The 22,328-nt window shown below is 43.2% G+C and carries 12 protein-coding genes; all 12 read left to right on the top strand.

Annotation, left to right across the window (positions count from 1 at the left end):
- Positions 1 to 74: 74 nt before the first annotated feature.
- Complete coding sequence (locus tag VK664_RS25070) at positions 75 to 3,197, top strand: SusC/RagA family TonB-linked outer membrane protein (RefSeq protein ID WP_461401468.1); 3,123 nt, start codon at positions 75 to 77, stop codon at positions 3,195 to 3,197.
- A 22-nt stretch (positions 3,198 to 3,219) separates the two neighbouring features.
- Entirely contained in the window at positions 3,220 to 4,764 is a 1,545-nt protein-coding gene (locus VK664_RS25065; RefSeq protein WP_461401467.1) for a RagB/SusD family nutrient uptake outer membrane protein, read from the top strand.
- 335 nt (positions 4,765 to 5,099) lie between these two features.
- Positions 5,100 to 8,903 (top strand): DNA-directed RNA polymerase subunit beta, encoded by a 3,804-nt coding sequence (gene rpoB, locus VK664_RS25060; RefSeq protein ID WP_461401466.1) that lies wholly within the window; start codon positions 5,100 to 5,102, stop codon positions 8,901 to 8,903.
- A gap of 109 nt (positions 8,904 to 9,012) precedes the next feature.
- Positions 9,013 to 13,305 (top strand): DNA-directed RNA polymerase subunit beta', encoded by a 4,293-nt coding sequence (rpoC, locus tag VK664_RS25055; RefSeq protein ID WP_461401465.1) that lies wholly within the window; start codon positions 9,013 to 9,015, stop codon positions 13,303 to 13,305.
- A gap of 198 nt (positions 13,306 to 13,503) precedes the next feature.
- Positions 13,504 to 14,100, top strand: a complete 597-nt coding sequence (locus VK664_RS25050; RefSeq protein ID WP_461401464.1) for an OmpH/Skp family outer membrane protein — start codon at positions 13,504 to 13,506, stop codon at positions 14,098 to 14,100.
- 86 nt (positions 14,101 to 14,186) lie between these two features.
- Positions 14,187 to 15,626: an APC family permease gene (locus VK664_RS25045; protein WP_461401463.1), complete on the top strand. Its 1,440-nt coding sequence runs from the start codon at positions 14,187 to 14,189 to the stop codon at positions 15,624 to 15,626.
- A gap of 204 nt (positions 15,627 to 15,830) precedes the next feature.
- Positions 15,831 to 16,826 carry a bifunctional heptose 7-phosphate kinase/heptose 1-phosphate adenyltransferase gene (locus VK664_RS25040; protein ID WP_461401462.1) on the top strand — a complete coding sequence of 332 codons (996 nt, stop codon included), beginning with the start codon at positions 15,831 to 15,833 and terminating at the stop codon, positions 16,824 to 16,826.
- 29 nt (positions 16,827 to 16,855) lie between these two features.
- Positions 16,856 to 17,812: an isoaspartyl peptidase/L-asparaginase family protein gene (locus tag VK664_RS25035; protein WP_461401461.1), complete on the top strand. Its 957-nt coding sequence runs from the start codon at positions 16,856 to 16,858 to the stop codon at positions 17,810 to 17,812.
- 22 nt (positions 17,813 to 17,834) lie between these two features.
- Positions 17,835 to 18,719, top strand: a complete 885-nt coding sequence (locus VK664_RS25030) for a fructosamine kinase family protein (RefSeq protein WP_461401460.1) — start codon at positions 17,835 to 17,837, stop codon at positions 18,717 to 18,719.
- Between the two features lie 138 nt (positions 18,720 to 18,857).
- Complete coding sequence (locus VK664_RS25025; RefSeq protein WP_461401459.1) at positions 18,858 to 19,955, top strand: hypothetical protein; 1,098 nt, start codon at positions 18,858 to 18,860, stop codon at positions 19,953 to 19,955.
- Positions 19,912 to 21,072, top strand: a complete 1,161-nt coding sequence (locus VK664_RS25020) for a hypothetical protein (protein WP_461401458.1) — start codon at positions 19,912 to 19,914, stop codon at positions 21,070 to 21,072. Before VK664_RS25025 ends, VK664_RS25020 begins: the two co-directional genes overlap by 44 nt.
- A gap of 77 nt (positions 21,073 to 21,149) precedes the next feature.
- Positions 21,150 to 22,229: a glycosyltransferase gene (locus VK664_RS25015; protein ID WP_461401457.1), complete on the top strand. Its 1,080-nt coding sequence runs from the start codon at positions 21,150 to 21,152 to the stop codon at positions 22,227 to 22,229.
- The last annotated feature ends 99 nt before the right edge of the window (positions 22,230 to 22,328 follow it).

Raw genomic sequence — 22,328 nt, 5'->3', positions numbered from 1 at the left:
GTATTCCGATCTATCCAACCAAATCAACTTTCATTATGAAACAACGACGACTTGTCTGCTTGCAAAGATGCTCAATGGGCATCCTCTTGCTGTTATTATCACTAACCGGTTTTGCACAGTCCAAGACTGTCACCGGTAAAGTAACTTCCTCCGCGGACGCCCAGCCTCTGGCAGGTGTTACGGTACAGGTAAAAGGATCTCAAACTGCCACTACTACAGATCCACAGGGACAGTACACTATCAATGTAGCCGGCAATGAATCCGTCCTGGTCTTCAGTTTTACTGGCATGACAAACCAGGAAGTAACTGTCGGCAGCCGCACAACAATCGACATTCAATTAAAAACAGATGATGCTTCTCTTGGAGAGGTAGTCGTTGTCGGTTATGGTACTACCAGGAAATCTGACCTTACCGGGGCAGTCGCAAGTGTAAAAGCGAAAGAATTAACTGACAGGCCTGCGGCCTCACTAAACCAGGCGCTCGCAGGCAGAATGCCTGGTGTGCAGGTTAACACCAATTCGGGTCGCCCGGGGGGTCAGACAAATGTTCGTATCCGCGGATTTAGTTCTATCCTCGCGACAAGCAATCCATTATACATCGTGGACGGAGTTGCGCTGCCAATCGGATCTCAGTCAAGTAACAGCAATTCTATAGACTTTATTAACCCGAGCGATATAGCATCTGTGGAAGTGCTAAAAGATGCTTCGGCGACAGCGATCTATGGTTCGAGAGGTGCCAACGGTGTAATACTTGTAACAACAAAAAGAGGTAGTCGTAATGGTGGAAAAGTCACCTACGATGTTGAACTCGGAGTTCCGACTATCGGACCTAACCGTGTAGAAATGCTCAACGCGCAGCAATACATTGATATCGAAAATCTTGCTTACGATAACATCAAAGTATACGATCCGGCAGGATGGGCCTCAGGAGCATATAGCAGTGTGGTTGATCCAAGGGTTAAAAGACAAAGCCTTCCAAACCTGTTCGACGCAAATGGTGCACCAATATATAATACAGACTGGTTAGAAGAATCAACTCAATCCAAACTTTCACAGAATCATCAGTTAGGTGTCACTGGTGGTAGTGCAGACAATAGTTTCGGCGCTTACCTGGGTTATCGTGATGACAATGGGTTATTACTCAACAGCTATCTTAAAAGGTATTCCGCAAGATTTGTATTTGATACAAAGATTAAAGAATGGCTTCGGATTGGCGGAAACCTTGGTTATCATAACCAGGAGGAAAATATCGTGGACCAGGGAACAGGCGGACTTAACTCAGTTCGTATGATCACTGAAGCTTTCCCATTTCTTCCAGTAAAATTTGCCGATGGAACCTGGGGTGAAAACTATATGTATCCCGGTGCTGAAGGTGGATCAAATCCTGTACACATACTTGAAGAGAGAAAACTACTTTATAATACGCAGACAACGCTGGGCGATATTTATGTTAATCTCGATCTGGCGCCTGGACTAAGTTTCCGGAGTCAGTTAGGCGTCAACGTTGTTACCAGGGGACAGCGTGAATACAATGGGCGGTCTCTCGATCAGCTTTCAAGAAACCAAAATGGTACTGCCATACAGAATAATAGCCGTGAAAACTTCTGGTCATCTGAAAACTATTTTACTTACAACAAAAAAATCGGGACTGATCATAACCTGACAGCACTGCTCGGTTTATCATGGCAGGAAAATACGTTTACATCCTTCCAGGCAAGTTCCCAGAACTTTTCAACTGATTTTTTCCAATACAACAATCTCGGCCAGGGCAGCCAACAAAATGCCTCTTCTTCTAACAGATCACGTTTTTCGCTGAACTCCTATTTCAGCCGCATCAATTATGTTTATAAGGACAAATACCTGTTGACTTTTACAGGCCGGGCAGATGCATCGTCAAAATTTGGTGAAGACCACAAATGGGGATTTTTTCCATCTGCAGCTATCGGCTGGAGAGTATCCGAAGAAGACTTCCTGAAAAACAGCACCGTAATTTCAAACCTGAAAATTCGTGCAAGTATTGGATCAACAGGTAACTCTGAAATCCCTACTTACCGGTCAATTGGTACACTTGGTTCTTATACTGGCATACTCGGCGATGTTCGTGTTGCCGGGGTTGGCACAGGTCGCCTCGAAAACCCTGATCTGAAATGGGAAAAGACAACCCAGACAGATGTCGGGCTTGAAGTTGGTTTCCTGGAAAACCGCATCAATCTTGAATTAGATGTGTATTACCGAAAAACAACTGATATGTTGCTCGATGCCCCTGTACCTACTTCCAGTGGTTACGGCACGATCACACGTAACGTGGGCAGCCTGGAAAATAAGGGTCTTGAAATCGGTATCAATACCGTTAACATCCGGGGTAAAGACTTCGGCTGGACAACCGGTTTCAACATTTCATTCAACCGCAATAAAGTGTTATCGCTTGCAACACCGGCAGATATTTTCGGTATTGGCGGACCAAACTTTACCAACCAGACGAATATTATCCGTGTAGGTGAGTCAGTAGGTTCATTTTGGGGTCTTACGCGTCTTGGAACCTGGCAGCCTTCCGAAGCTGCAGAAGCAGCTAAATTCAGTCCTGCAAGCTATCGCGGAGGTAAGCCAATTTTGCCTGGTGATATTAAATATCTTGACAGAAATGGCGACTACCAGATAAACGATGCTGACCGATCAATCATAGGTAATGGTAACCCGGATGCATGGGGATCTTTATTCAACACCTTCCGGTATAAGAATTTCGAATTACTTCTTGAGATCCAGTATGTGTTTGGAAATGATATTCTCAACATGTCTACCCATTCAGGAGAAGACCGTGTAAGTATTGCGAATAGCTATGCGACTGTACTTGGAGCTTATGATGCTACAAAAGGAAATACAGTTTCAGATATTGCTGCTATCCGGGACACGAGAGCAGGGTATGTTACAAACGTGGACACCCGCTGGGTTCAGGACGGATCTTTTGTACGTGGTAAAAACCTGGCCCTCAGTTATAATTTCCCGGCATCATTTTATGAGAAGCTGAGATTGAACAGGTTTCGGGCTTACGCTTCCGTACAGAACTTTTTCCTTGTAACCGATTACCGTGGTAATGATCCTGAAGTAACTACTTACGGCAATGCTTTTGCGCAGGGACAAACGTTTTTTGACTATCCAAAACCAACCATGTTCACTTTCGGACTTAATCTCGGATTATAAATCGTAACTGAAAAGACAAATCATGAAAACATTCAATATAAAATCGATTAGCAAGGTGCTGTTGTTGTCAGCAGTACTTAGCAGTTCCTCCTGTTCTAAATTCCTCGAGGAAGAGGATCCTACCAACCTCACAGCAGACACATATTTCACCCTACCGGGACATGCAGATGCAGCTATCGCTGCCGCTTATGCGCAAACCCGTTTCATCGGAAACGGTGCCGGTATCTTTGTGCAGAACTGGTCACTTCCAGAAATGTTAAGCGGGTTGGCAAAAACCGAAACCGGTCAGAATTCAGATCTCAACAATATTATCGGTCTGTCGTATAACGGTGATAATTTGTTGATTACACAATGGTGGAATGGTCTATACAGTATCATTGCACAAACCAATCTCGTCCTCCAAAAGGTTCCCGAGATAAATCCGATGGATGAAACTGCCCGTAAGCGTATACTTGCTCAGGCCCAGTTCCTCCGTGCATGGTCATACTTCTACCTGGTGCGCATGTGGGGCGATGTACCTTTAATTGTTCAGCCTGTAGAAAGCTTCAGTGATGAAAATTTGCTTGCACCTAGAGCGTCTACCGCTTCGGTTTACGATCAGATTGTGGCTGACCTTACAGCAGCCGAGTCAGGTGGATTACCATTGACAGATAACTCCGGACGGGCATCTCTCGGAGCAGTTAAATCGCTCCTTGCAAAAGTTTATCTCACAATGGCAGGGTTTCCTTTAAGTAAAGGCGCAACGCATTATAAGCTTGCTGCAGATAAAGCCAATGAAGTTATTACAAGCAACGCTTTTTCTTTGTTTGCTACTTATAGTGAACTTCACACGCTTTCAACTGAAAACAGGAGTGAGCATATTTTCGAGATCCAGTACCTCGGTGGTGTGGCTGATAATCCAATCCAGGCTGCATTACTTCCAAATTTCAAAGGTATTTCGAGCTACGGTACTGAAGTGGGATCAAACGTGCCGGTGCCAGCTTTTGTAAATTCTTACGAAGCAGGTGACAAACGCACAATCGATCGCCAGGGCTTCTATTATACTTCATATTACACAGAAGGTAACGGTGCCCTGAAACCGCTAGGCAACCCTTACATTTTTAAGCATTTTGACGTGGTTGCTAATGGAACATCCGGCGTGGCAGGAACTAACGTTTCAAGTCTTAATTTGATGAATATCCGGTACGCTGACGTCCTTTTGGTTTATGCGGAAGCTCAGAACGAAGTGGATGCTGCTCCTTCAGCTACGGCCGTGAACGCACTGAAACTGATTCGGGACCGCGCTGGTCTGGCTACGCTTGGAGCAGGCGCTTACACAAAATCTACTTTCCGCGATGCCGTGCTCAGGGAACGTTGGTATGAGATGGCATTCGAAGGTATTACCTGGTTCGATATGCTCAGGTTACGCCGTGCTTTCAATGTAACAACAAAATCATTTGAACCCCTGGTTGGACATAAGTTCCCCGACAATGGAGCAGTTATTCAGGAAAAACACCTATTACTGCCTTTGCCGACAAATGAAATGAAAAACAACCCGAACCTTACGCCAAATAATCCAGGATATTAATAAGCAGAACATTTCTGGTTGATATATTTTAACAGCTCTTAAAAACCACGATTCCGGAAGTCATTGACTTTCCGGAATCGTGGTTTTTTTTTTATTTGTGAAGGATCCCTTAATGCTGAGAAATGACTTCTGATTTTATTGTTTTTACTGGTATATTCATTACCTTTGCCCTCCATTTTTCATTCTAATAATCAGTTGAGGATAGATTTTTAATGACGAAAAATTCATAATCGCCTCGTTATCAATACATCGGGAACCTTAGGGTTGCCATGTAATTTTTTTGCCTATAGGGCACTTTTGAAGTTCGAACAACTAAAAAACCGGTTTTAAAACATATGTCGTCTACAAAACTGCAAAACAGGGTCAACTTCGGTAAAATTAAACACTTAGCGGACGCCCCTGATCTACTAGAAGTCCAAATCCAATCTTTCAAGGAATATTTCCAGTTGGAGACCACTCCAGACAAAAGGAATATAGAAGGATTGTTTAAGGTGTTTAAGGAAAATTTCCCGATTACTGACACCAGGAACATATTTGTCCTCGAGTTTCTTGATTACTTTATCGATCCCCCACGCTATACTATCGAAGAGTGTATGGAGCGCGGATTAACTTATGCGGTGCCTTTAAAAGCAAAGCTCAGGTTAAGCTGTAACGATGAAGAACACGTAGATTTCCAGACAATAGTCCAGGATGTGTTCCTCGGTAACATTCCTTACATGACCCCACGCGGTACCTTTGTAATCAATGGTGCAGAGCGTGTCGTTGTTTCACAATTACACCGTTCACCCGGTGTATTCTTCGGTCAGTCTATTCACCCGAATGGAACAAAGATCTATTCAGCCAGGGTTATTCCTTTCAAGGGAGCCTGGATGGAGTTTGCTACAGACATCAACAATGTTATGTATGCTTACATAGATCGTAAGAAGAAATTCCCTGTAACAACTTTGTTGCGTTCTATCGGCTTCGAAACTGATAAAGACATTCTCGAACTTTTCGGGATGGCTGACGAAGTTCAGGCTGATAAAAAACAACTTACAAAATACCTGGGCAAACGCCTGGCTGCCCGCGTTCTCAGAACATGGGTAGAAGATTTCGTTGATGAAGACACCGGTGAGGTGGTTTCCATCGAAAGAAACGAAATCGTGCTTGAGCGCGATACCATCCTTGATGAAGAAGCCATTGAAATGGTTTCTGAAATGGATGTGAAAAGCGTTTTCATTCAGAAAGAAGATGTTGGTGGTGATTATGCAATCATCTACAACACCCTTAATAAGGATACTTCCAACTCAGAACTGGAAGCGGTTCAGCATATCTATCGCCAGTTGCGCGGTGCGGATGCTCCTGATAATGAAACTGCACGCGGTATCATCGACAAATTGTTCTTCAGCGACAAGCGTTATGACCTGGGTGAAGTTGGACGTTACAAGATCAACCGTAAGCTGAATCTTAACTATCCTATCGAACAAAAGACACTAACAAAAGAAGATATCATCGAGATCATCAAATACCTGGTTCGTCTGACCAATGGTAAGGCTGAAATCGATGACATTGATCACTTAAGCAATCGCCGTGTAAGAACAGTGGGAGAGCAGTTGTATGCTCAATTCGGTGTTGGTCTTGCCCGTATGGCGCGTACTATCCGTGAAAGGATGAACGTTCGTGACAACGAGGTGTTCACACCGGTTGACCTGATCAATGCACGTACACTTTCTTCAGTTATCAATTCATTCTTTGGTACTTCCCAGTTATCACAGTTCCTTGACCAAACCAATCCGTTGAGTGAGATCACGCACAAGCGTCGTATCTCCGCACTCGGACCCGGAGGTCTGTCACGTGAAAGAGCTGGTTTCGAGGTACGTGACGTTCACTACTCACATTATGGCCGTCTTTGTACAATTGAAACACCGGAAGGACCAAACATTGGTTTGATCTCAACGCTTTGCGTTCACGCAAAGATCAATGAGATGGGCTTTATCGAAACGCCTTACCGCAAGGTAGACAACGGTAAAGTTGAAATGAAGAAGCTGACTTTCCTGAGTGCTGAAGAAGAAGATATCGCGAAGATTGCGCAGGCGTCAGCACCGCTTACTGAAAAAGGTGAATTCGCAGAAGATAAGGTTGCCTCCCGTCAAACAGGTGACTTCCCGATACTCGATAAAGCAGAGGTTGAATTTATGGACGTTGCTCCTAACCAGATTGTTGGTTTGAGTGCTTCATTGATTCCGTTCCTCGAGCATGACGATGCTAACCGTGCCCTTATGGGATCGAACATGCAACGTCAGGCTGTTCCTTTGATCCGCCCTCAGCAACCTATTGTTGGTACTGGACTGGAAGCAAAGGCAGCACGTGACTCACGTGTACAGATACTCGCAGAAGGCGATGGTGTTATTGAATACGTAGACGGTAAGGAAATTCATATCCGTTACGATCGTACAGAAGCTGACCGCCTGGTTAGCTTTGAAGATGATCTGCGTGTATATAACATGACCAAGTTTATCAAAACAAACCAGGAAACCTGTATCAACCACAAGCCTGCTGTTAAGAAAGGTCAAAGGATGAAGAAAGGTGACTTCCTGACTGAAGGATATGCCGTTCAGAATGGTGAAGTTGCATTGGGTCGTAACCTGCAGGTGGCATTCATGCCATGGAAAGGTTACAACTTTGAAGATGCGATTGTAATCAATGAGAAAGTGGTACGTGAGGATCTGTTTACTTCAGTTCACATTTCTGAATACGAACTGGAAGTACGCGATACCAAACTTGGTGAAGAAGAACTGACACCGGATATTCCAAACGTTTCTGAAGAAGCTACAAAAGACCTGGATGAAAATGGTATCATCCGTATGGGTGCTGCTATTAAAGAAGGAGATATTCTCATCGGTAAGATCACTCCTAAAGGAGAATCAGATCCAACCCCTGAAGAAAAACTGCTTCGTGCAATCTTTGGTGATAAGGCAGGCGATGCAAAAGATGCTTCGCTGAAAGCTCCGAACGGAGTTGAAGGTGTTGTAATCGGTAAGAAACTTTTCCAACGCGCCAAGAAAGATAAAAACGCAAAGATCCGTGAGAAAGCATCTCTTGAGAAGCTTGAAAAAGTTCACGAGAAAAATACAACTGATCTGAAAGATCTTTTGCTGAGCAAATTGCAGACTTTGTTGAAAGACAAACCTTCATTGGGTGTTGCCAACAACTTCGGTGAAATGCAGATTGGCAAGGGTGCGAAGTTCAACGCTAAAAACCTGGCTACACTGGATTATCAGAACATCAATCCTTTGGGCTGGACCGGCGATTCTTCAATCGATGATCCGATCAACACACTTCTTCACAACTACAATATTAAGTACAACGAAGAACTGGGTAGATATAAAAGAGAAAAGTTCAACATATCAATTGGTGACGAATTACCTGCAGGTGTACTGAAACTCGCGAAAGTTTATATCGCGGTTAAGCGTAAGCTGAAAGTGGGAGATAAGATGGCGGGTCGTCACGGTAACAAGGGTATTGTTGCGAAAATCGTTCGTGCAGAAGACATGCCATTCCTGGAAGATGGAACACCGGTGGATATCGTATTGAATCCATTGGGCGTACCTAGCCGGATGAACCTTGGACAGATCTATGAGACTGTTCTTGGCTGGGCAGGTCTGAAGCTTGGAGTGAAGTTCGCTACACCGATCTTTGATGGTGCTACTGTAGAGGAAATTGCTGATTATATCGATCAGGCAAAACTTCCAACCTTCGGTCACAGCTATCTTTATGATGGTGAAACCGGGGAACGTTTCCACCAGAAAGCAACCGTGGGTGTTATCTATATGATCAAATTACACCACATGGTGGATGATAAGATGCACGCACGTTCAATCGGACCATACAGTCTTATTACTCAGCAGCCGCTGGGTGGTAAAGCACAGTTCGGAGGTCAGCGTTTCGGTGAAATGGAAGTTTGGGCACTCGAAGCTTATGGTGCATCAAATATTCTCCAGGAGTTACTTACACTTAAATCGGATGATATCATCGGCCGTGCGAAAACTTACGAAGCGATCGTTAAGGGCGATAATATTCCAAGACCAGGTATTCCGGAATCCTTCAATGTACTTGTACATGAGTTGAGAGGTCTGGGATTGGATCTGAAGTTCGATTAAACAAAATATTTCTTTCAGAAACCTGGTTGCTGGTATAAAACCTGCAACCAGGTTTTGTAGAAAGATTTCCGGTTCAATTAGATTTTAAAAAAGAAAGCATTTCAATAATATGGCTATCAAAAAGGAAAATCGTCCAAGGTCATCATTCTCAAAGATCACTATCGGGCTTGCTTCTCCGGATTCCATCCTGGAACGCAGCTATGGTGAGGTTCTGAAACCTGAAACCATTAACTATCGTACCTACAAGCCTGAACGTGATGGTTTGTTCTGCGAGCGTATTTTTGGACCGGTTAAGGATTATGAGTGTGCCTGCGGAAAGTATAAGCGTATCCGTTATAAGGGTATTGTTTGCGATCGTTGCGGTGTTGAAGTAACTGAAAAGAAGGTTCGTCGCGAGCGCATGGGTCACATCAAACTGGTTGTGCCTGTTGTACATATCTGGTATTTCAAAAGCTTACCAAATAAAATTGGTTACCTGCTGGGCGTAAGCTCAAAGAAACTGGAAAGCATCGTGTATTATGAAAGATACGTGGTGATCCAGGCTGGTATCCGTGAAGATCGTAACCTGAAAACAAACGATCTGCTTACTGAAGAAGAATATCTCGAGATCCTGGAAGGTTTGCCAAAAGACAACCAGTATCTTCCTGATGAAGATCCTCAGAAGTTCATCGCGAAGATGGGAGCTGAAGCAGTTCATGACCTGTTAGGTCGTATTGAACTTGATCAGTTGTCATTTGATCTTCGTAATACTGCTGCAACTGAAACTTCACAACAACGTAAGGCAGATGCTTTAAAACGTCTGAGTGTTGTTGAGTCTTTCCGCGAAGCAAATACACGCATTACAAACCGTCCTGAGTGGATGGTTATGCAATATATTCCTGTAATTCCACCAGAACTTCGTCCGCTCGTTCCATTGGATGGCGGTCGTTTCGCTTCTTCTGATCTGAATGATCTTTATCGCCGGGTAATCATCCGGAACAACCGTCTGAAAAGACTGTTGGAGATCAAGGCACCAGAGGTGATCCTGCGTAACGAAAAACGTATGTTGCAGGAAGCGGTGGATTCATTGTTTGATAACTCACGTAAATCAAATGCTGTTAAAGCAGAAGGTGGACGTGCATTGAAATCACTCAGTGATGTATTGAAAGGCAAACAAGGTCGTTTCCGTCAGAACCTTCTTGGTAAACGAGTTGACTATTCAGGTCGTTCCGTTATCGTTGTTGGTCCTGAACTGAAACTGCATGAGTGCGGTCTTCCAAAAGATATGGCTGCTGAATTGTTCAAGCCATTTATCATTCGCAAACTGATTGAAAGAGGTATCGTAAAAACGGTGAAATCTGCCCGCAAACTGGTAGATAGAAAAGAAGCCGTTGTTTGGGATATTCTTGAAAATATATTGAGAGGTCACCCGGTGATGCTAAACCGTGCTCCAACACTGCACCGTTTATCTATCCAGGCCTTCCAGCCAAAGTTGATTGAAGGAAAGGCTATCCAGCTTCACCCGCTCGTTTGTTCTGCGTTCAACGCGGATTTCGATGGTGACCAGATGGCGGTTCACGTTCCTTTGAGCAATGCAGCCGTTCTTGAAGCACAGTTATTAATGCTTGCTTCTCATAACATTCTAAACCCACAGAACGGCGCACCAATCACCCTTCCTTCACAGGACATGGTACTTGGTCTTTATTATATCACCAAGGGTAAAAAAACCATTGGTGATGAGATCGTTCGTGGTGAGGGCAAACATTTCTACTCTGCAGAAGAAGTGGTAATAGCTTACAACGAAGGCAAAATTGATCTTCATGCCTGGATCAAAGTGAAAGCTGAAGTTCGGGATGTTATGGGGAATTTTACCCGTAAGCTTATCGAAACAACTGTTGGTCGTGTAATCTTCAACCAGAATGTTCCTAAAGAAGTAGGTTATATCAATGCCCTGCTGACAAAGAAAAATCTGCGTGAAATTATCGGTGACATTATCACGATCACAAACGTACCAAAGGCAGCGAAGTTCCTTGATGATATCAAGTTGCTTGGTTTCCGTATTGCGTTCCAGGGTGGTCTGTCATTCAATATCAATGACCTTATCATTCCTTCTATCAAGGAAGAAGTGCTGGAAAATGCAAAAGGTGAAGTTGATGAAGTATGGGATAACTACAACATGGGTCTGATCACTAACAATGAACGTTACAATCAGATCGTTGATATCTGGTCACGTGTTGATACCCGTATCACTGAAACACTGATCCGTGAATTGGCCCAGGATAAACAAGGGTTCAATTCAGTATATATGATGCTTGACTCAGGTGCCCGTGGTTCCAAACAACAGATCAAACAGTTGTGCGGTATCAGAGGTCTGATGGCTAAGCCAAGAAAATCAGGTTCATCAGGATCTGAGATCATTGAAAACCCGATCCTTTCAAACTTCAAGGGTGGTCTGAACGTATTGGACTACTTTATCTCTACGCACGGTGCGCGTAAAGGTCTTGCGGATACAGCTTTGAAAACGGCCGATGCAGGTTATCTTACCCGTCGTCTGGTTGACGTTGCACAGGATGTGGTTATTACAGAAGAAGATTGTGGCACATTGCGTGGTATCGCCACCTCTGCGCTGAAAGATAATGAAGAAGTTGTTGAACCACTGTTGGATCGTATCGTGGGACGTACTTCACTGCATAACATTTATAACCTTCAGACAGACGAAACAATCGTTGAAGCAGGTTCTGAGATCACTGACTACATTGCAAAACGCATTGAAGAAGCCGGTATCGAAATTGTTGAGATCCGTTCCGTGCTTACCTGCGAAAGCAAACGCGGTGTTTGTGTGAAGTGTTATGGTAAGAACCTGGCAACAGGAAATCTTGCACAGAAAGGTGATGCAGTTGGCATCATCGCTGCACAGTCAATCGGTGAGCCTGGTACACAGCTTACACTTCGTACCTTCCACGTGGGTGGTGTTGCAGGATCAGCTTCGGTTGAATCTTCGCTCTACGCTAAATTCGATGGAACAATCCAGTTCGATGGTCTGAGGTTAGTTGCAACTGAAAACGAAGCTGGTGAAAAAACCCAGTTGGTAATCGGTCGTACTGGTGAACTCCGGGTGATGGATGTAAAAAATGATCGCCTGTTAATTACTGTCAATATTCCATACGGTGCCACTATGTTGGTTAAGGATGGTCAGACAGTGAAGAAGGGTGATACGATCTGTACATGGGATCCGTTCAACAACGTTATCGTTGCGGAAATCGCCGGTAGCATTAAGTTTGACAATGTAATTGAAGGTATCACTTACCGCGAAGAGGCTGATGAGCAGACTGGTCACCGTGAGAAAGTGGTAATTGAAACAAAAGATAAAACAAAGATTCCGACACTTATTGTTGAAGGAAAGGATGTTAAGTTATATAACCTTCCGGTTGGTTCACACATCACTGTTGATGAAGCTGAAACAGTAAAAGCAGGACAGGTATTGGTTAAGATCCCGAGAACACTGCGTATGCAGCGTGATATCACCGGGGGTCTGCCACGTGTAACTGAATTGTTTGAAGCACGTAACCCGGGTAATCCTTCTATCGTTTGCGAAATCGATGGTGTGGTTGCATTCGGAGCCATCAAACGTGGTAACCGCGAAATCGTGGTGGAAGCGAAAGATGGTGTTGTGAAAAAATACCTTGTACCCTTAACGCGCCAGATCCTGGTTCAGGATGGTGACTTTATCAAGGCAGGTGCGCCATTATCTGATGGACAGGTTGCACCGGGCGATATACTTTCTATCAAGGGACCATTTGCAGTACAGGAGTACGTGGTAAATGAGATCCAGGAAGTTTACCGTTTGCAGGGTGTTAAGATCAACGATAAACACATCGAGGTGATCGTACGCCAGATGATGAAGAAGGTTGAGATCATCGATCCGGGTGATACCCGTTTCCTTGAAGAAGATCTTGTTGACCGTCTTGATTTCATTGAAGAAAATGATTGGATCTTCGATAAGAAAGTTGTTTCTGAACCAGGTGAAAGCACAAAAATGCGCGCCGGTCAGATCGCATCTCTCAGGGAGATTCGTGAAGAAAACTCAATGTTGCGTCGTTCAGATAAGAAACTCGTGGAATACCGTGATGCTAATTCAGCAACTTCACATCCTGTGTTGCTGGGTATTACCAAGGCATCACTGGGTACACAAAGCTGGATCTCAGCTGCGTCGTTCCAGGAAACAACCAAGGTATTGTCATCGGCTGCCATCCAGGGTAAAACAGATGATATGCTTGGATTAAAAGAAAACGTTATCACCGGTCATCCTATTCCGGCAGGTACAGGTTTACGCGATTTCGAAAACATGATTGTTGGTAGCAAGGAAGAATATGAATTGCTGCAAACAACACGCGAAGCCATGAACTTTGATGACGAAGAATAAGAATCATCGATAAAATCAGTCTGCGTTTCTGCGCAAATGCTGATAAGAAATAAAATTAAATACAGCCTGGTCTCACCAAAATGAGACCAGGTTTTTTGTGCATCCACGCCCTTCACACTCTATCTTCACTGCGATTTTTAACATATTTATTTGCGATAACATTTTATCTTGCAAGCCTTGGTTTCCTAAAAAAACAATATGAAGAATATTTCTACCCTTCTAAGTGCAATTGCTCTGATACTGGTTGCAGTCTTATTTTACCTGCATTTTAATCACCAGGAGGAAGTGAAAAAGATAAGGGCTGAAAATGATAAGCAAAAAAGAGCAAATGCCGGTGTTACCATTGCCTATTTTGAAATGGATTCTGTTGAAAACAGCCTTGATTATGTGAAGGATGCCATGGAGAAGTTCAAGGTGAAAGAGCAACAGATGAATACGCAATTGAACGGTTTGAAAAACAACTATCAACGTAGAATCGAAGAATGGAACAGGAAGGGACAAACGATGACTCAAACCGAAAGTGAAGCGGCTCAGCGTGAATATAACCAGATGAATGAGAACTATCAGACCCAGAAACAAAAACTGGAAATGGAACTCCAGGATCTGCAGTTTAAGATGGCACAGGAGATGAATAAGACCATCGAAGACTACCTGAAAAAATATAATAAAAACAAAGGATATTCTTATATTATGACGAGCCAGCCCGGGCTTATCTATTACAAAGACACCGCTCATAATATCACCCGCGATCTCATAAGTGGTTTAAATCTCGAGTACAAGAGCAAGAAAAAATAACCACCTGCTCTGGTTTTTTCAGTTTTTAATGGATATACCATTTGAGGTTTGTATATTGAACCTTTAAGAAAAAACCAGTATACAATATGGAGTCACCCGCATTTAAGCCCTCACTAGGATTGTTTGATGCTACGATGATCGTAGCCGGATCAATGATCGGTTCAGGTATTTTTATTGTAAGTGCGGATATAACCCGGAATGTTGGGAGTGCAGGCTGGCTCATTGCGGTCTGGTTGATTACAGGTTTTATGACCATCAGTGCCGCTGTAAGTTATGGTGAACTGAGCAGCATGTACCCCAAAGCGGGCGGTCAGTACGTTTATCTAAAGGAAGCCTATAACCCGATGATGGGCTTTTTATATGGCTGGAGTTTTTTCGCGGTTATTCAAACGGCTACGATTGCAGCTGTCGCGGTGGCTTTCAGCCGATATACAGCTTATCTCTTCCCTTCTGTTGGGGAAAATAATATTCTGCTTTCCATAGGTTCATCAGAAAAGCCTTTCACGGTTTCTGCAGCGCAATTACTCGGCATAGCACTTATAGTGTTCCTCACTTATACAAATACAAAAGGTATTAAAGGCGGCAAACTGATTCAAACCACTTTTACTTCAGCAAAACTCATCTCATTGTTTGGATTGATCATCTTTGGATTTTTGCTTGTAAAAGAAAACTTCTGGGATGAAAACTGGGCGACTGGTTTTAATGCTTTGTCGTTTAAGGGTGATGTTGCTTCCCCGGCCTCGTCCTCCTGGGAGTCCATTAGTGGCACAGTATTAATTGGGGCAATTGCAGCTTCGATGGTTGGTTCGATTTTTAGTTCCGATGCCTGGAACAATGTAACCTTTATAGCTGGTGAGGTCCGTAACCCGCAAAGGAATATCGGCCTTAGCCTTTTCCTTGGAACGTTGATTGTTACTATCATTTATGTTTCTGCCAATCTCATGTATCTGTATGTATTGCCCCTGGACGGTATTGCCTTTGCTCCCAATGATCGGGTGGCAACATCCGCCGCGCAAAAGATTTTTGCTGAAGCAGGTGCGATTATCATTGCCGTCATGATTATGATTTCCACTTTCGGTTGTAATAATGGATTGATCCTGGCAGGTGCAAGGGTCTACTACACGATGGCGAAAGATGGATTGTTTTTCCGAAAAACCAGTGAGCTGAACAAACATGCAGTACCTGAGTATGCTCTTTGGATACAATGTCTGGTGGCATCCTTGCTTTGTTTAAGTGGCAGCTATGGCAACCTGCTGGATATGATCTCATTTGTTGTAGTGCTATTCTATGCACTTACAATCGGCGGCATCTTTATCCTCCGTAAAAAAAGGCCGGATCTTCCAAGGCCTTATAAGGCATTCGGGTACCCGGTTCTGCCAATTATCTATATAATTCTCGCGATCGTATTCTGTGTTTTCCTCATCAAACTTAAGCCTTTATATGCCGGTATTGGTCTCGGTATTGTATTACTGGGTATACCGTTATATTACCTGGCAGCTTCAAAGAATAAAGCTCATACAGCATGATACCAAAGACTTACTGTTAGGGCGCCATTCAGGAATTTTATTAAATTGAGTTAAGAATCGATTTGATAGTATATACCCTTAATTTAAAATTATCCTGGTATGCATAAAATTCATAAGAACCGGGGTCTCAGGAAGATCTGCCCATTACAAAGTTTTGCCGGGTGTGCCTTTGCATTATATTGCAGCTTCAAATAAGCCCGACAAATGTCTTTCATTGATTTTGATAAATTATTCGCAGATTTTTCACGAATTAAGGTAGGAGTGATTGGTGATGTTATGCTGGACACATACCTCTGGGGCCATGTCGAAAGAATCTCTCCCGAGGCTCCGGTTCCTGTAGTTGCCCTCGATAAAAAAGAATTGAGAATGGGAGGTGCGGGCAATGTCGCGCTTAACCTGGTTTCGCTGGGTGCTCAGGTTTCCGTTATCTCTACTACCGGTCTTGATGATGATGGAAGGTCATTGAAACAGTTGTTTGAATCAAACGGGATAAATACGGATTACCTGCTTCAAAGCGATAAAAGGATCACTACCAATAAAGCAAGAATTATTAGCCGGAATCAGCAAATGATGCGCCTTGATTCTGAAATTACAAAGGACCTTGACCAGGCGGATGAAGCCGCCCTGCTGAACAATATCCGTTCCTATATTGAAAACGAAAAGCCTGCAGTAGTCGTCTTTGAAGATTATAACAAAGGAGTGCTTACTGAAGGGCTTATCAGGGATGTTATAGCAATTTGCAAGAAGCATAAAGTTGTAACAACTGTCGATCCCAAGCGCAAAAACTTTTTCAGCTATAAGGATGTTGATATTTTCAAGCCGAATCTGAAGGAAGTAAAAGATGGACTGAACCTGCAGATAGAAGATGTAAACAAGGAAACGCTCAATGATATTCATCAGCAGTTACACGCACAACTGAATCACAATATTTCTTTTATAACGTTATCAGAGAAAGGGGTGTTTTACCAGGATCTTAATTCTTCGAAGATTGTTCCTTCGCATATCAGGAATATAGCTGATGTTTCCGGTGCCGGCGATACAGTGATCGCAGTCGCCTCCCTGATCTATGCTGCCACAGGCAGAGTTGATATGATGGCCGAAGTTGCTAATATAGCTGGCGGCCTGGTTTGTGAAGAAGTGGGAACTGCAGCAATTAACAAAGGTAAACTGCTGCATGAGTGCAAATTACTGTTGCAATAATTTCTGAGATTTAAAGCTAAGTTTTATTTATGGGCCGATATACACTTGTGATACATGGAGGGGCAGGTACGATTCTTAAGCAGGATATGACTCCTGAGCTCGAATCGGCGTATTATAATGGCCTCCGGGAAGCATTAGATGCAGGTTTTGCGGTACTTGAAGAAGGCGGTTCTGCCATCAACGCAATCAAAGCTGCCCTTGTGATTCTTGAAGATAATATCCTTTTCAATGCAGGTCGCGGTTCTGTTTTCACAAAAAAAGGCGTGCAGGAAATGGATGCTGCCATCATGGATGGCAGCACTTTGGCTGCAGGAGCCATAGCCGGGGTGAGGAATGTTCGCAACCCTATTGAACTTGCTACCGAAGTAATGCGTAATAGCAATCATGTTTTTTTAAGCGGCAAAGGAGCCAATGATTTCGCGATCAAACAAGGTGTGAAACTAGAACCGGACGAATACTTTTTTTCGCAGTTCCGCTATGATCAATGGAAAAAGATTCGTGATTCAGATAACTATTCGCTCGATCATACGCACCAGGAACTGGAAGAACTTATGAAAGACAAAAAATTCGGAACTGTTGGTGCTGTTGCCTGTGACCAGGAGGGTAACCTTGCAGCTGCAACCAGTACCGGAGGAATGACCAATAAAAAATATGGAAGAATTGGGGATAGCCCTATAATTGGTGCAGGTACTTATGCAAACAATGCTACCTGCGCAATTTCGGGTACTGGTCACGGTGAGATGTTTATCCGTTCTGTGGCTGCCTATGATGTCAGCGCACTAATGCAATACCGGAATTATTCACTTCAACAGGCAATGGATCATGTTGTAAATGAAAAACTGATGTCGATTGGTGGAGAAGGTGGTTTGATTGGTGTTGACGCAGCCGGTAATCCGGCCATGGTATTTAACAGTGCCGGCATGTACAGGGCTATGCGTAGCAGCGATGGGAGCTCCGATGTCGCTATCTATAATTCATCGCGATAGTAATCCCGGATACAATCTACAAATGAATGCAATTGATGAAATCAGGAATGAACTAACGCATCAGTTATCTGCTGCACAGCAAAAAGAAATCGGGGGATTTCAAGCCAGGACCGTATCAGGCGGCTCTATCAACGCGGTTTATCAGCTGATCATCAATACTAATGAACATTATTGCTGTAAAGTCAATTCAGTAACAAAGTACCCTGCTATGTTTGAATCGGAATCAGCAAGCCTCTCGCTGATTGCATCGACCGGTATTATTAAAGTGCCCCGGATTATTTTGTGCACCAAAATAAGAGCCTGCCAGGTGCTGGTGATGGAATGGATACAGCCTGCTTCACGTACCAGGATCTTCTGGCAAAACTTTGGTAAACAGTTGAGCCTGCTTCATCTAAAAAAAGCCAGCAAATTTGGCCTGGATCACGACAATTTTATGGGCGCCCTGCCCCAGTCTAATAAGACAGCAGCAGACTGGTCCGAATTCTTTTATCATCGCCGGATTCATCCCCAGGTAAAACTTGCTTTTGACAATCAACTGATCACAATGGAACAGGCAACCCTGTTTGAAAAATTGCCATCTCAGTTGCCTGGCTTGTTTCCTGATGCAGAACCTTGTTTGCTTCATGGTGACCTCTGGAGTGGAAATTTTTTATGCGATGTCTCGCAGAACCCGGTTTTGATCGATCCTGCAGTTTATTATGGTCACCCAGCCATTGATCTTGCCATGACGACCCTTTTCGGGGGATTCGACAAAGCATTTTACGACAGCTATAATTACTATAACCCTTTGCCGGCTAATCACCTTCAGCAATGGGATTGTTGTAATCTCTACCCACTGCTCATTCATCTCAATTTATTTGGCCGAAGTTATCTAAGCGATATTCTGTCTATTGTTAGCCGATATTAAGGCTTCAATCGGATATAAAACTCCTTATGAGTCACTCGACGACAGGGTCCGGAGATGTTAAAACTTTGGCCGTTTTTGAAAATAAAGCATTAACTTATGGATGCATTTCCCTCCTGATTAACAATCAAATAAAGTTTTATGAAGAAAACATATTTCTATCTGATCGCATTTATTGCGGGCATTTCTGTAATAGCAGCTTTCAAGGCTCCGAAGCAAAAGTTATCTGCTATAACAGGGGCGGATATAAAATCTATAAGCGCATTAACCTTCAGCCCTGATGGAACTTTGTTTGTGGGTGACTCAAAGCTCGCCACAGTATTCGCGGTAAATCTGAAAGAAGCAAAATCCTCCAAAAAAGCAACACCCATTGAAATCAAAAATATTGATCAGAAAATCGCTGCTGCACTTGGCACCGATGTGGCCAATATCACCATCACTGATATGGCTGTAAGTCCTTTGAGTCAGAAATTATTTATTAGTGTCCAAAATAGCGATGGTACACCGGCATTATTGAAACTGGATGGAGCAAAACTTGAAGCTGTCTCATTGAAAGATATGGCTGCTACTTCGGTTTTGCTAAACAATTCTCCTGCGGAAGATGCAAAAGATCAGCGTGGTCGTCCCCTGAGAATGTCTACAATTTCTGACCTCGGTTATGATGAAGGCAAACTCCTGGTAAGCGGATTATCAAATCATGAATTCAGCTCTTCATTTAAAAGCATTCCTTATCCATTCACCAGCAAACAGGATGAATCGACACTTGAGATTTACCATGCTGCACATGGCCGGTACGAAACTTCTGCGCCGATTAAAACCTTCACTACTGCAACGATTAACAATAAGAAATTCCTGGTAGCAAGCTACACCTGTACACCGCTGGTTTTGTTTTCAATGGATGAACTGAAACCCGGTGCACATGTAAAAGGCAGAACAGTTGCTGAAATGGGAAGTGGCAACACACCAATTGATATGATGACTCTTCAGAAAGGAAGTGAATCATTTTTACTGATGGCAAACACCAAACACCCCGTAGCCAAAGTTGATTATAAAAACATTGCTGCCTTCGAAGGCACACTGACTGAACCGGTAAAAGGCACAGCCGGCGTAAACTTCATAGCAACACCGACATTAAACGTTTTACAAATGGATAAGCTAAACGGTAGCCAGGTGGTGATGATGCAAAAGCAGGCAAATGGCGACGTTGATATTCGTACAACTGATGAGAGCTCATTATAAATTCCGGTTTGAAAAAAAAATCAGGTTAGGCGGAACGCTTAGCCTGATTTTTTTTGCTTTTGTCCTGGGCTTATCTTGCTCGAATAACAGCAAGGAAGAAGTTTCACTGGTTTGGGAAAACAAAAAGGCAAAAGGGGTAACCGTTTCAAAACATCTTTTGAAGGAAGACGAATTGGATTCTATTCGTCATAACCTGGTCGTCCATTTAAAGGACCAGCCCACTGCAGTACTTGGAGATTACCTTTTGGTTTCTGATCACGTTCTATTCACACCAGCTTTTCCTTTTACTGCCGGAAAAGAATATGAAGTTGTATATAAACAAAAGTTGTTGAAACAATTTTCAATTCCATTTCCGGATTCTGCAGACGCACCACGTTTATTGGGTCTTTACCCATCTACTGATACCTTACCAGAAAATATATTGAAATTATACCTGAATTTTTCTGCACCTATGCGTGAAGGTGAGTCGCTGAAGCATATTTCACTGGTGAACAATAAAGGCGATACACTTCATGACACTTTCCTGGACCTGCAACCTGAATTATGGAATCCGGAAAGAAACGTTTTAACCGTTTGGTTTGATCCCGGAAGAATAAAACGTGATCTCATACCAAATTTAAGATTGGGGAACCCTTTAAAAAGCGGGGAGGTTTACACGCTGCTTGTTTCTTCAGATTGGAAAGACGCCCGGGGTTTGCCATTAAAGGAGGAATACAGGCGAAATTTTATCATCAATATCAGAGATAGCATCTCACCTGATCCAAATAAATGGAAAATAGATTTACCGGTTGCCGGAACTAAAGAACCATTGAAGATTGAGTTCCCTGAACCATTGGATTATTTTCTACTGAAAGAAGTTATTACTGTAACGGACCAGCTGGGTAGGGTTGTTCCAGGTTTGATCAGGATAACTGCAAAAGAACACGGGATCGATTTTTATCCTCAAACCAAATGGACGGAAGGAGAGTATCACCTGAGAGTAGGATCACATTTGGAGGACCTGGCCGGGAATAATATAAACAGGTTATTTGAGAAGGATTTTATACAATCAAAGTTGAACAAAGACGAGCGATTTGTAGAAATCACCTGTAAAATCCTGCCACCTGGTAATCCATGATAGTGTAATTGGGTAATCCATGATATTGTCATAGAAAATTGGACGGCAACCGTTACATCAAATGGTCGTATTGATATATGACTATCATAAATTATTTAATGGATATCCGGCGACAAAAACTCCTGATTATACTTACTCCAGGTTTTCCGGCAGACGAAAACGATACCACCTGTCTGCCTATGCAACAACAGCTTGTATTGGCCATAAACCGTATGTTTCCACGATGGACATTGAAAATCTTAAGCTTTCAATATCCTTATGAAGCGAAATCTTACAAGTGGTTTGGAAATGAAGTTGTAAGCTTTGGAGGTAGAAACAAGGGATATTTTTGGCGATTTTTTCTTCGCCGGAAAGTGTATGCGAGTCTGCGAAAAACTCACAAGGAACAGGAAATTAATGGCCTCTTCAGTTTCTGGTTTGGTGAATGTGCTCTTGTTGGAAAAAGATTCGCGGACAAACATAAACTTAAACATTATTGCTGGCTACTTGGCCAGGATGCCCGGTCTACAAATCCTTATCCCCGTCGGATCTCAATGGATGGTACCGAATTGATCGCACTATCTGATTTCCTGCAAGCGGAATTTGAAAGGAATCACAAGGTGAAGCCGGCCAGGGTGATTGTGCCGGGACTTGTGAAAAGTGCGGTTCCTATACACGAAACCAGGGATATTGACCTGCTTGGAGCAGGTTCACTGATACCGCTGAAGAATTTTGATTTGTTCATTGATATTGCACTGCAACTCAAATATGCATTCCCCGGTTTGAAAGCGATTATTGTTGGTGAAGGTCCGGAAAGGGCAAGGCTGGAGCGGCAGTTAAAGTCAGCTGGCCTGCAGACAAATATTAAACTGGCGGGCCAACTTTCTTACAACAAGGTTTTGGAGTATATGAGACGATCTAAAATCCTGTTACATCCTTCCTCTTATGAAGGGTTCTCAGGAGTTTGTCTCGAAGCCCTTGCATCGGGTGCTCATGTGATTAGTTTTTGCAAACCAATGAATACAGAAATCGATTCATGGACAATAGTGGATTCCAAAGAAAAAATGGTTGAACGGGCCTTGTCGATTCTCCAAAATCCTGAGACAAAAATCAATACAAAACCGGTTTATCATATCAATGACACAGCAAAAAACATCATTGCTTTATTCAATCAATGATTTTGATTTCAATTGATAACACAGAAGATCCTGGTGCAAAAATTATCTCCGCTGTCTTGAATTACAATTATCTCAAAAGTCCTGATATAGAGTTATCCG

It is taken from the genome of Flavitalea sp. (assembly GCF_035489435.1).
GTDB lineage: Bacteria > Bacteroidota > Bacteroidia > Chitinophagales > Chitinophagaceae > DATHKG01.
The sequence above is the reverse complement of the archived record's forward strand: the minus strand, read 5'-3'. Positions and strand labels throughout refer to the sequence as shown.

Coding starts and splice junctions, on each gene's coding strand:
- VK664_RS25045 (WP_461401463.1), top strand. CDS start 14,187: ATGGAGTCACCCGCATTTAAGCCCTCACTAGGATTGTTTGATGCTACG.
- VK664_RS25035 (WP_461401461.1), top strand. CDS start 16,856: ATGGGCCGATATACACTTGTGATACATGGAGGGGCAGGTACGATTCTT.
- VK664_RS25070 (WP_461401468.1), top strand. CDS start 75: ATGGGCATCCTCTTGCTGTTATTATCACTAACCGGTTTTGCACAGTCC.
- rpoC (WP_461401465.1), top strand. CDS start 9,013: ATGGCTATCAAAAAGGAAAATCGTCCAAGGTCATCATTCTCAAAGATC.
- VK664_RS25020 (WP_461401458.1), top strand. CDS start 19,912: ATGGCGACGTTGATATTCGTACAACTGATGAGAGCTCATTATAAATTC.
- rpoB (WP_461401466.1), top strand. CDS start 5,100: ATGTCGTCTACAAAACTGCAAAACAGGGTCAACTTCGGTAAAATTAAA.
- VK664_RS25040 (WP_461401462.1), top strand. CDS start 15,831: ATGTCTTTCATTGATTTTGATAAATTATTCGCAGATTTTTCACGAATT.
- VK664_RS25050 (WP_461401464.1), top strand. CDS start 13,504: ATGAAGAATATTTCTACCCTTCTAAGTGCAATTGCTCTGATACTGGTT.
- VK664_RS25015 (WP_461401457.1), top strand. CDS start 21,150: ATGACTATCATAAATTATTTAATGGATATCCGGCGACAAAAACTCCTG.
- VK664_RS25065 (WP_461401467.1), top strand. CDS start 3,220: ATGAAAACATTCAATATAAAATCGATTAGCAAGGTGCTGTTGTTGTCA.
- VK664_RS25030 (WP_461401460.1), top strand. CDS start 17,835: ATGAATGCAATTGATGAAATCAGGAATGAACTAACGCATCAGTTATCT.
- VK664_RS25025 (WP_461401459.1), top strand. CDS start 18,858: ATGAAGAAAACATATTTCTATCTGATCGCATTTATTGCGGGCATTTCT.